We start from the raw sequence: 12059 nt of genomic DNA, 5'->3' as shown, positions 1-12059 counted from the left end.
TCTAAGCCTTGAAAAACTTTTACCAACAAGGCTCTTAGTGCTACTTAGAACTGCTTTTTTAATAAACATAAGTGGGATTTTAACTTCTCGCATCTTTGGATTCTTGCGTGATGCTATGCAGGCTTATGTTTTAGGAACTAGTATCTATAGTGATATATTTTTTCTAGCCTTTAAGTTTCCTAACGTCTTTAGACGCGTTTTTGCTGAAGGAGCTTTTACTCAAAGCTTTCTTCCTTACTTCCTTCACTCTAGAAAAAAAGGTGCTTTTAGCATAACTATAGCTTCTATCTTTGGAATCTTTCTTATAATCTTAAGTCTTATCATCATGTTTTTTAGTCCCTATGTAACTCGTGTTTTGGGTATGGGTTATAGTGAAGACATCATCAAGCTTGCAACGCCTATAGTTGCGATTAACTTTTGGTATCTAATCTTTATCTTTTTTGTGACTTATTTCAGCACACTTTTGCAATATAAAAATATCTTTTGGGTTAATGCTTATAATACTGCCCTTTTAAATATAGCTATGATTTTAGCCCTTTTCTTCTCACGCCATAAAGATTTGATAGATATAGTTTATATACTAAGTTATAGTGTAGTTATAGGTGGTGTAGCTCAAGTAGTTTTGCACTTTTACCCACTTTACTACTCTCACATCTTACGTCTTCAAATAGTTGGCTTTAAAAGTTTTTTTGCATGGAATCTAAAAAAAGATAAAAAGTCTAAAAGAAATCTTGCCATTTTAAAAGAAGATATAAGACACTTTTTTGGAGGCTTTTTCCCTGCTATGCTAGGAAGCTCAACTGCACAAATAACTAGCATGATAGATACTATCTTAGTGACATTTTTGCCAGTAGCTGGAGGAGTAAGCATACTAAGCTATGCTAATAGAATCTTCCAACTCCCACTAGCACTTTTTGCTATAGCGATATCATCTGCACTTTTTCCCATGATAGCAAGGGCTTTAAAAAATGGCGAAGAAAAAAAGGCTCTAGCCCTCTTAAAAAAAGCCTTTACTTTTTTACTTTATATGCTTTCTTTTTGTGTGCTAGGTGGCATCATGCTATCAAATGAAATAATTTGGCTTTTATATGAAAGAGGCCACTTTACAAGAAAGTCTACTTTAGAAGTTGGTCTAGTTTTTATAGGCTATCTTATTGGACTTTTGCCTTTTGGATTAAGCCGTATTTTTTCACTTTGGCTTTACTCACAAAAAAAGCAAGCTTTAAGTGCTAAGATCTCAGCTTTTTCTTTAATTATAGGATTAGCATTTTCTTTGATACTTATGTGGCACTTTAGTGTCTTTGGGTTAGCACTAGCTGGCTCTTTAGGGGGCTTTGCTTTATTTTTTATGACGATTTATTTTTTTGGAGTGAGGAAGTTTCTTTCCTTGCTAGATTACAAAAGATTAGTATTATTGTTAGTTTTATTAGTTATTGAGTTTGTGATTATTTATCTATTCAAATTGAAATTTAGCATTACTTAAAAGGAAGTCCATGTATATATTTGATTCTAATAGTAAAGAAAAAGTAGAGTTTAAACCTATAAAAAAGGGCGAAGTAAGGATGTATGTATGTGGCCCTACAGTTTATGATGATGCCCACTTAGGACATGCAAGAAGTGCTTTAAGCTTTGATTTACTTTCGCGTCTTTTAAGAAGACTTGGATATAAGGTCACTTTTGCTAAAAACTTTACAGATATAGATGATAAGCTTATAGCTAAGTCTAAACAGACTAATAAAAGCGTGCCAGAGCTTGCTTCTTATTATTCCAAAAGATATCTAGAAGATATGGAAGCACTAGGAGTTAAAAGGCCAGATTTAGAGCCAAAGGCTACAGAGTTTATAGATGAAGTAAGTGAGTTTGTAAAAGGACTACTAGATAAGGGCTATGCTTATAAGGTTTCTAATGGAGATATCTACTTAGAGGTTTCTAAAGACAAAAAGTATGGCAGTTTAAGTAGGCATTATGCAGATGAGGATTCTTTAAGTCGCATCGATCATGAGCATGAAAAGAAAGATAAAAGAGACTTTGCCCTTTGGAAGGCCTATACTGGTGAGGGAGATGTAGGTTATGAAAGCATCCTTGGTAAAGGACGTCCTGGCTGGCATATAGAATGCAGCGTGATGATAGATTCTGTCCTTGCTTATAAAAATGAGCCCTATCTTATAGACATACATGGAGGAGGGGCAGATCTTTTCTTCCCTCATCATGAAAATGAAGCTAGTGAGACTAGATGTGAGTGTGGTAAAGAGCTTTCAAAGTACTGGATGCATAATGGCTTTGTAACAGTAGATGGCGAAAAGATGAGTAAAAGTTTAGGTAATAGCTTTTTTATAAAAGATGCTTTAAAAAGTTATGATGGTGAGATTTTAAGAAACTATCTTTTAGGTACGCACTATAGGGCGTCTTTAAGTTTTAATGAAGTTGATTTACTAGCAAGTAAAAAGCGTCTTGATAGGCTTTATAGACTTAAAAAGCGTATCAACTTTACTTCAGAGTTAGAACGTAAAAAAGATATAGAGTTTGAAAGTGCCTTTTTAAATGCTTTAAGTGATGATTTAAATATCTCTTTAGCTTTAAGTGCTTATGAAGAAATGCTAGCTAGGCTTAATGAAAGTTTAGATAAGAATCCAAAAGATAAAGAAAGCATATCTAAAGCTGCTAGTAATATAGATCTTTTGCAAGATATCTTAGGCATAGGCTTACTTTCTACTACTACTTACTTTCAGCTTGGAGTTAGTGAAGAAGATAAAAAAGAGATAGATACCTTAGTGGCTAAAAGGCTAGCAGCAAAGGCTAATAAAAACTATGCTTTAAGTGATGAGATAAGAGATACTTTAAAGGCTAAAAACATTAATGTTATGGATAAGCCAGGTGGAGTTAGTGAGTGGGAAGTTATAAGCTAGATCTTAATATCTAGCATCTTTAAGTCACTTCTTGGACTTAGGTCAAAAAGCATTCTAGCAGGCTTTATATTTATATCTACCTTAGAAAAACCTTTTAGAGTATCTAACTTAGATGCTAGAAAGGTTTTTATCTTTTTACTCATTACATTCATACTAAGACTTAGATCTTTTTTAGAATCTACATACACCATGCCATCTATCTCTCCTAAGCTAGAAAAAAGGGCATAAAACTCAAGCTTTACTTTTTGCTTTTTTATCTGCAAAAGAGAATCTTTTTCTTCATCTTTAATAACCAAACTTATAACACCTTTTTGCAAGCCTAAAAGCATCTGGGCTAGTTCTAAAAACTCTTGCTTGCTATTAACTAAAGGAAGTTTGTCTAAAAGTAAATCTTTATAGTTAGATTCCATACTTTTATCTTTGTGGTGTTCATTTTTAAAAAGCTCTTCTAAGCCCTTACTATCAAGCTTTAAAGCAAAGTTAGCAAGCGCTTCTAGTGTTTTTGGCTGAGCTATTAGATTAGTTATATTTAGTCCACCTAGCTTGTTTTGGGAGACATTAGCCCAGTAAGTTTTACCTAGTTCTAAAGGAACATCACTTTTAGTTTCTAGTATGAGTTTTCCTAGCTGAATTTGATAGGAGTTGTTACTTGTTTGTGAAAGGATTTTTAGCAAGGTTGGAAGGGTGGTGTTAAGCTCTTTTGGGCTAAGTTTACTAAGTGCATTAAGCAAGCTTAGCGTGCTAGTGTTTAAGGTGGCGTTAGTTTGAGGGATCATCGTTTTGATTCTAAGGCTCTTTTAACTTGCAATGCCTTTTGTTCTAGTATCTCTTTTGTACTTAGTTTAGCCCTTGCTACAGGCTTAGCCTTTACTTTAGAATCTACTATTTTAGAATCTACTATTTTAGAATCTGGTTTGGGCTTAGTGCTAGGCTCTTTAGTGCTTAAGGAAGCACTTTTTTCTAGCAACTCTTTTTTTTCTATAAAGTTTGCTATCTCAAAGCTTATTTCTAACTTACTAAGAAACTGCGTTTTTTCCATGGCATTTAAGTCTTTAGCATCTAAAAGCACCATCTGATTACTATCTTTACTTTCAGTAAAACTGTCTTTATTAAGCACATTTAAACACACATAAGAACAGCCCTTGGTAGTGATTAAAGAAGTGGCACTTTTTAAGGCATCTTGTGGGCTACTAGATTCTATATGCTCAGCCTTAAAGCCAATTTTTATGATATTTTTTTGTTTTATAGAGCTTAGTAAGTCTTCATTTAAGCTTAGGTCTAGTTTTAAGCCATTTGGATGGTCTAGTTTTTTTATCTTGCCTAGGGTTGCTTTTGGTAAATAATCACTAATAGCTGCTGCCATAAAAAGATAGCCTTTAGATTCTATAGAATCTAGCACAGAGACTAATTTTTCTTTATACTCTTTTGAGCTTTGAACGCTATAAGTTTTTATATCTTTTGGCAAGCACAGTGGAAACTTTGAAGAGATAAAACTAACGCGTGCACCTAGGAAGTAAAGAGCTAAGGCTAGATAGCTAGCTTGAAGCCCACTTGAAAAGTTACTTACACATCTTATATCATCTATCTTTTCTACGCTGCCTCCACCAGTTATAACTACATTTTTACCACTCCAAAAAGCATTTTTAAGTAAAGATCTTTTTACTCTAAAAACTATCTCTTCAGTATTAGCAAGAGCGCCTTTACCTTCATCCCCACAAGCTAGTAGCTTAGTTTCAGGCTCGATAATCTCATATCCGTAACTTTTTAAGACATTAAGAGAGTGCATAGTTTGAGGGGCTTCTAACATGAAGTTATTAGCACTAGGGGCTAGAAGTTTAGGTATATCTCTTAGGGCTATGGCTGTGCTTAAGTAGACATTATCAGCTATACCATGGGCTAGTTTATTAAGACTATTAGCACTTAGTGGTGCAAAAAGAGCTATATTTGCCCACTTAGCAAAGGCTATGTGATTAAGCCCATTTATCTTATCACTCCAGTCTTCACTCTCATCGCTTAAAAGCTTAGTATTACTTAAAGCTTCAAAACTTAAAGGGGTTATAAAACGAAGTGCTGCACTAGTTGCAACTACTCTTATGTTTGCTTTTTCTTTCCTTAAACTACTTATAACATCTAGTATCTTGTAAGCTGCTATGCTTCCACTTACAAAAATTAGCACATTTTTACCTTTTAGCATACAATTCCTTTTAAACTCGTATATAAGATTATAGAATCTTTATTATCAAAAAATCACCAAAGGGGCTAAATGGACTATCTCCACAGCTTAAGTTATGAAAATTTCATCTTGCTAATTATTGGCATAGTTGTTTGCTTCACTTTTATTATGGTCTTAGTCTCGCTTCAAGTAAGCTATAGCCTTTTTAAAAGACTAAACATTTTTATGCATAATGACTTACTTATAATAGGCGGTTGGAATATCTTCTTTATGCTTTTAACAACGACTATCTTCCCTCTAGAGTATAAAAATGTAAACTACACAGCAGTTAGTGTTCATATCTATGCTATAAGTTTTGTACTTTTGTTTTCTAATCTTTTATCTGGGATTAAAGGGCCTATACTTCGTGTCTTAGCCTCCCTTTATTTCATAGTTTTTATAAGCTACATCACTAAAGACTTTATTGGCAATATCTATGACAACATAGCAGCTTTTATCATGCTTTATATCATCATTAAAGGCTTTGCTAGCTTTGTTGAAACTAAGCATGGTAATGGCAAGTTAGCAGTTTATTCTTTATTTTTAAGTGTAGTTATTTTCTTGCTTTGCTTTTTCTTAGGCTTTACTTATGGCTTCTTGTTTTCTTCTGTCTTGGTTGGAGCAATACTTGGCTTTATGGTTTTTAACATCTTAGGCTTAAAGGTTGTGTTAAATAAGGGTGGGGCTTATTTTATGGGCTTTATCCTCTTTTTCTTAGTGTACTTACTTGTAAAAGTTTATGATTTAAATCTTTTATTTCTCCTAGCTGTTTTTATCTATCCACTTTGTCTTGGTATAAAAGCCCTTGCTAGACTTAAATTTTTAGCTAGTAGCTCTGTATTTTTAAGCTTTTTGTATCTAGTTATAGTCATACTTGCTTTTTACTTTTATGATGAGATATTAGCCCTTGGAATCTTGAGTGCTATTTTTGTTGTGGTTTATGTTATAAGTAGTTTTATATTTAAGCTTATAAAAAAGGAGATTTAAAAAAGTTATGGATTATTTACAAATTATTGGAGGGAAGCCTTTAAGTGGTGAGGTTTATATATCAGGAGCAAAAAACGCTAGCCTTCCACTTTTAGCCCTCTCTCTCTTAGCAAAAACTCCTTTTAAGTTAACTAATATCCCTAGTGTTGCTGATATAAAAACTTTTATAAAGCTTTTAGAAAACCTCGGAGCAAGGTGTGAGTACCCAAGTAAAAATGCCATCTTGCTTGATACAAGCTATGTCAATCACACTAAAGCAGTCTATGACATAGTAAGAAAGATGAGGGCTTCTATACTTGTTTTAGGGCCTTTACTTTCAAGATTCCACCACTGTGAGGTAAGCTTGCCAGGGGGTTGTGCTATAGGCGCAAGGCCAGTAGATATGCACTTAAAAGCACTTACTTCTATGGGGGCTGAGATAGATATCAAGTCAGGCTATATACTAGCGCGTGCACCTAAAGGACTAAAGGGCACAACTATAGTTTTTGATAAAAAGACAGTTACAGGAAGTGAAAACATCATCATGGCAGCAGCCCTAGCACAGGGCAAAACTAGGATAATAAATGCTTGCAAAGAGCCAGAAGTTGTGCAGCTGTGCCAGATTCTAAGTGATGCAGGTCTTGAGATAGAAGGCATAGGCACTGATGAGATAAGTATAACTGGAAGTGAAAGAAGTCTTTTAGACTTAAAAGAAGTAGCAGTTATACCTGATAGGATAGAAGCAGGCACTTATCTATGTGCAGGGGCTATAACTAACTCTCCCATCACAGTTCATAACGTTATAGAATCTCATATGGAAGCTATCACCATCAAACTTCAAGAAATAGGCTTTGATATAAACTACTCTTGTGATGATGATTCTGTATGTTCTATGAAGTTAGTACCAGCCAAAAAAATTAGTGCTTTTAATATCACAACTAGTGAGTTTCCAGGCTTTCCAACTGATATGCAAGCTCAGTTTATGGCACTAGCTACGCAGTGTGAAGGCACTTCAGTTATACGTGAGACGCTTTTTGAAAACCGCTTTATGCATGTTAATGAGCTTCAACGCCTTGGGGCTAATATCTCTCTAAATGGCAACGTTGCCCAAGTCACAGGCAAAAGCGAACTTTTTGGCACTGATGTTATGGCTACAGATTTACGCGCTAGTAGTGCACTAGTGCTTGCTTCACTAGTTGCAAAGGGCATATCTAATATACATAGAATCTATCATCTTGATAGGGGTTATGAAAACTTAGAAGAAAAACTTAGAAGCTTAGGGGCTGATATAAAACGCTTAAAAGAGCAGGCTTAAGTTAGTACTTAAAAGGAGCTAAAGATGGGTATAGAAGAAAGTAGCAAGGCTTTTTTTGAAGACTTTTTTAAAGCTATAGGCGAAGAGGGCACAAGAGAAGGCTTAAAAGATACTAGGAAGCGTTTTTTAGATTCTATGACAACGCTTTTTAGTGGCTACCATGAAGACCCAAAAGAAGTTTTAAGCACTACTTTTGTAACTGAGTGTGATGAGATGGTGATAGTTAAGGATATAGAGTTTTACTCTATGTGTGAGCATCATTTGCTGCCTTTTTTTGGGCATATAAGCATAGGCTACATACCTAGTGATAGACTAGTTGGGATTTCATCCTTAGCTAGATTTGTTGAGATCTATTCAAGGCGCTTGCAAATCCAAGAGCGTTTAACTACGCAGATAGCAGATACCATAGCAGATATCGTAAAACCAAAAGGCATCATGGTAGTTTGCAAAGCACGCCATATGTGCATGGAGATGAGAGGGGTAGAATCTAAAAGTGCTAGTGTTTTAACCTCAGCCCTCCGCGGACTTTTTAAAAAAGATTCCAAAACTAGGGCAGAGTTTTTAGAGTTTATAAAGGGGTAGGATGCTAAGGATTATAGGTCTTATAACTGTTATTTATCTAATTTTTCAGTTAATAGTTTTTATAGGCATTGGTTGGATTTATATCATAGGATTTATTATATTTATAACTCTTCTTGTACTAGCTATAAAACTAGTTATAGCCATTTTTAAGGCAATCCTTAAACCTTTTGAAAAACAAAACTAGATGTAATTTATAAAGACTTAATTTTAGGGGTTATATTTGATAACAAAAGATAAATTTAAAGCGCTTTTAAAAAGCTTGAATTTTACAAATGAACAAGATGTGTATGCAAAAACCTTTAAGGACTACGCTTTAAAGGTTGATTTTAAAAATGAAAAGCTTATCTATCCAGAGGGACTCATTATAAACGAAAAACAAACTTGTAATTTTTCTCAAAATGAAAATTTTGTCGTTTTTGAATGTGTGCACAGACTCCTTGAAAAAGGCTATCGTCCAAGAGACTTAGAGCTCGAACCTAAATGGCAGTTAGGGCATAGCCAAAAAAGTGGAAGGGCAGATATTTGGGTTAGGATAAAAAAAGAGGACTTTATAGAATCACTACTCATCATCGAGTGCAAAACCGAAGGCAAAGAATTTAATGATGCGTGGAAAGATACCTTAGACGATGGCGCACAACTTTTTAGCTACTTGCAACAAGAACGAGATACAAAGTTTTTGTGTCTTTATGCAAGTGATTTTACGACCGTATTGCAAGTGGACTATAAACTGATAAAAGTGCAAGATAATGAAGCGTTTATTAAAACATTAAAAGAGCCCAAAACCTACACAAAGGCAAAAAATAATAAAGAGCTTTTTAATGTATGGAAAGAAACCTATGATAGAAGTTTTGCCACACGCGGACTTTTTGAAAAAGAAATTGAAGCCTATCACATTGGTAAAAATAAATATACTTTGAGTGATTTGCAAGAGGTAAAAAGTGAGACAGAAATACAAGCAAAATATCATGAGTTTGCCACTATTCTTAGAAAATATAATGTTAGTGGACACGAAAATGCTTTTGATAAATTAGTCAATCTTTTTTTAGCCAAAGTGGTCGATGAGACGGAATATAGCGATGAAAAAGGTTTGCAGTTTTACTGGAAAGGCGTGGCTTATGATAATGACTTTGACTTGCAAGACCGTTTGCAATTGCTATACAAAATAGGTATGGAAAAGTTTTTGAATGAAGAAGTTACCTACATAGATAATAAAACCATTGAAGATGCTTTTACGCTTTTCAAAAACAAGCCCGATGAGACTAAACGCACCGTACTGAACTATTTTCGTCAATTGAAATTTTACACAAACAACGATTTTGCTTTTATTGACGTGCACAATGAAAGGTTATTTAAGCAAAATGCACGCGTGCTCAAAGAAATCGTAGAAATGTTTCAAGATATAAAACTAAAAACTACTGAACAACACCAATTTTTAGGCGACCTTTTTGAAGGCTTTTTAGACCAAGGAATCAAGCAAAGTGAAGGGCAATTTTTTACACCTATGCCTATCGTAAAATTTCTTATTTCCGCCTTGCCACTTCAAAAAATTATTAAAAGCAGTGAGATCCCAAAAGTAATAGACTATGCTTGCGGTGCAGGACATTTTTTAAACGAATATGCACATCAAATAAAATCCATAATCCCCGAAAACACCCTTATTGAACATTATAAAAATATCACGGGCATAGAAAAAGAATATAGGCTTAGTAAAGTTGCCAAAGTATCTGCGTTTATGTATGGGCAAGATGACATTAACATCATCTATGAAGACGCGCTGGCAGGCACTATCTTATCTGAAAAACATCACATTAAAAATCACACCTTTTCCGTACTCGTTGCAAACCCGCCTTATAGTGTCAAAGGCTTTTTAAATACACTAAAAGAAGATGACCAGAATCTTTTTTCCTTAACAAAAGAAGTCGGTGATAAAGAAAAAAATAACGCCATAGAAACCTTTTTTATAGAGCGTGCTCACCAACTCTTGCAAGAAGGTGGCGTAGCGGCAATTATTCTGCCGTCTTCCATTTTAAGCAATGGCAATATCTATATCAAAGTACGAGAGATTATTTTAAAGTACTTTGATCTTATAGCTATCGCAGAATTTGGCAGTGGCACTTTTGGTAAAACGGGCACTAATACGGCTACTTTATTTTTACGCCGAAAAGCGCAAAACCCAGATCTTGCCGCACATTATAAAAACCGTGTAGATGCATGGTTTAGTGGTGATTTTAACGCAGATAAAGTTTTTGAAGATAGCCATTTACTGCAAGCATATTGCGCACATATTGGCGTGGAGGTAGAAGCGTATAAAACTTTATTGCACGGTAATCTAAAAGAGAGCTTGCAAAGTAAAGACATATTGAAGGCATATAGAAAAACATTTGAAGATGACAGCAAAGCACGTGCCATAAAGAAAAAACGCCTTAGTGCTAAATACACACAAGTTGATAAAAATACCGAACTTGAAAAATATATTACGCAAGCCATTTGTAATGCCGAAAAAGAAAAATTATATTTTTTTATGTTGGCAAAAAGCAATCCGCAAGAGGTGATAATCGTAAAAAGTCCCACAGAAAACAAGGAGATGAAGCAATTTTTAGGTTACGAGTGGAGTGGGGCAAAAGGAAATGAAGGTATTAAATATATCGGTGCATATAAGACAGATGATGATGAGCTTATGAGCAGTAAAAGTATAAGGCAGATAAAAACCCCACTTTTTAATCCTAATGATTTAGATGATACAAGCAAGATAAACACACTCATACGCCAGAATTTTGTGGGGGGGGGGGGGATTTTTATCTCTGAAAATTTAAGCACGTATGTATCTATGGTGAGTTTAGTAGATATACTTGATTTTTCACGTGTGGAGTTTGATAAAGCCTTTAAAACGAGTGGTATAAAAAAGGTAGAGATTGAGAGCAAATATCCGTTAGTGAAGTTGGGGGAGATTGCAGAAGTTTCAGCAGGGAATAGTGCTCCACAAGACAGTCAAATGTTTGAAAATGGTAAATATCCGTTTTTTAGAGTATCTGATGTTGCAAAAGAACATATATCAAATAATTTAATAAGTACAAAAAGCTATCTTAATGATAAAGGTATTTTAAAAATGAAATTATTTAAAAAAGGCACTATTTTATTTCCAAAATCTGGTGCATCGACTTATTTAGACCACAGAGCGGTTATGGGGATAGATGGTTATGTAAGTTCTCACTTATCCACCATTTTTATAAACACTAAGATAGTGCTTATAAAATATGTATATGAAAATTTAGTTCTAGTTAAAGCAAGAGAGATAAAACCCAACTCCGGATATCCTTCATTAAATGAAATGGATATAAAAAACATAAAAATTCCACTTCCTCCGCTCGATATTCAAAAACAAATCGTAGAAGAGTGTGAAAAAGTAGATGAAGATTACAACACAAGCAGAATGAGCATAGAAGAGTATAAAAAGAAAATAGCAAAAGTATTTGAAGATTTAGAAGCATTAGTTAAAGCAAGGAAAGTAACCCTATATAAACTTGGCGAAGTATGCGAGCTTCTAAAAAGAGGAAAGGCTACAAAATATGGAAATTCTAATATTCAAGTAATTAAATCAGGACAAGCACGTGGTTACTTAGAATTTGATTTTAAAGAAAGATACTATGCTACACGTGAGTTTAAAGCAGATGAAAGAAAACTTATAAAAGGTGATATTCTCATAAACTCAACAGGTGTGGGAACAGCTGGTAGAGTTACATTATTTGACTTAGATGGTGATTTTGTAGTTGATAGCCATATAACTATTTTTAGGACAAATAAAAGCGTTATTCCAAAATTTGCTCTTTATGCATTAGCTGATATTGGTTTTGATAAAATAGAAAAAATGGCAAATGGAGCAAGTGGTCAAATAGAATTATCTTTATCAACAATATTAAATATCCAAATCCCCGTCCCGCCCCTTGCCAAGCAAAAAGAAATCGTACAAGAGATAGAAAGCTACGAGGCAGAAATAAACAAAGCAAGACAAGTTATGGCAGGCTGCGCTAGTCGTAAAGAGGCTATACTAAAAAAATATCTTAATTAAGTAGTTTTAGAT

General features: G+C 34.3%; 9 protein-coding genes. 7 read left to right on the top strand and 2 right to left on the bottom strand.

Annotated elements, in window-relative coordinates; translation table 11 throughout:
* Positions 1-37: 37 nt before the first annotated feature.
* Entirely contained in the window at positions 38-1483 is a 1446-nt protein-coding gene (gene murJ, locus BKH43_RS01510) for a murein biosynthesis integral membrane protein MurJ (RefSeq protein ID WP_095227811.1), read from the top strand.
* A 10-nt stretch (positions 1484-1493) separates the two neighbouring features.
* Positions 1494-2906, top strand: coding sequence for a cysteine--tRNA ligase (gene cysS, locus BKH43_RS01505; RefSeq protein ID WP_095227809.1), 1413 nt, complete (start codon positions 1494-1496; stop codon positions 2904-2906).
* Here the strand turns inward: cysS and BKH43_RS01500 are convergent.
* Together BKH43_RS01500 and coaBC are read right to left on the bottom strand one after the other, a co-directional pair.
* Complete coding sequence (locus tag BKH43_RS01500; protein WP_095227807.1) at positions 2903-3682, bottom strand: hypothetical protein; 780 nt, start codon at positions 3680-3682, stop codon at positions 2903-2905. The genes cysS and BKH43_RS01500 overlap by 4 nt on opposite strands.
* Entirely contained in the window at positions 3679-5100 is a 1422-nt protein-coding gene (coaBC, locus tag BKH43_RS01495) for a bifunctional phosphopantothenoylcysteine decarboxylase/phosphopantothenate--cysteine ligase CoaBC (RefSeq protein WP_095227805.1), read from the bottom strand. The genes BKH43_RS01500 and coaBC overlap by 4 nt, the downstream gene beginning before the upstream one ends.
* A 69-nt stretch (positions 5101-5169) precedes the next feature.
* Here coaBC and BKH43_RS01490 point away from each other — a divergent pair, with 69 nt between their 5' ends.
* Genes BKH43_RS01490 through BKH43_RS01470 form a run of 5 tightly spaced genes read left to right on the top strand, consistent with a single transcriptional unit; the run spans position 5170 to position 12047 of the window.
* Entirely contained in the window at positions 5170-6105 is a 936-nt protein-coding gene (locus BKH43_RS01490) for a hypothetical protein (RefSeq protein WP_095227803.1), read from the top strand.
* A gap of 7 nt (positions 6106-6112) precedes the next feature.
* Positions 6113-7399, top strand: a complete 1287-nt coding sequence (gene murA / locus BKH43_RS01485; RefSeq protein WP_095227801.1) for a UDP-N-acetylglucosamine 1-carboxyvinyltransferase — start codon at positions 6113-6115, stop codon at positions 7397-7399.
* Positions 7400-7423: 24 nt separating this feature from the next.
* The gene (gene folE / locus BKH43_RS01480) at positions 7424-7981 is read left to right on the top strand and encodes a GTP cyclohydrolase I FolE (RefSeq protein ID WP_095227799.1); all 558 of its coding nucleotides are present in this window, start codon (positions 7424-7426) and stop codon (positions 7979-7981) included.
* A 1-nt stretch (position 7982) separates the two neighbouring features.
* On the top strand, positions 7983-8165 hold the full coding sequence (locus BKH43_RS01475; RefSeq protein ID WP_095227797.1) for a hypothetical protein: 183 nt from the start codon (positions 7983-7985) through the stop codon (positions 8163-8165).
* 36 nt (positions 8166-8201) lie between these two features.
* Positions 8202-12047: a restriction endonuclease subunit S gene (locus BKH43_RS01470; RefSeq protein ID WP_095227795.1), complete on the top strand. Its 3846-nt coding sequence runs from the start codon at positions 8202-8204 to the stop codon at positions 12045-12047.
* The last annotated feature ends 12 nt before the right edge of the window (positions 12048-12059 follow it).

It is taken from the genome of Helicobacter sp. 13S00401-1 (assembly GCF_002272925.1).
Lineage (GTDB): Bacteria > Campylobacterota > Campylobacteria > Campylobacterales > Helicobacteraceae > Helicobacter_I.
Note: the sequence above shows the minus strand (reverse complement) of the source record. Positions and strands in the feature narration are given on the sequence as shown.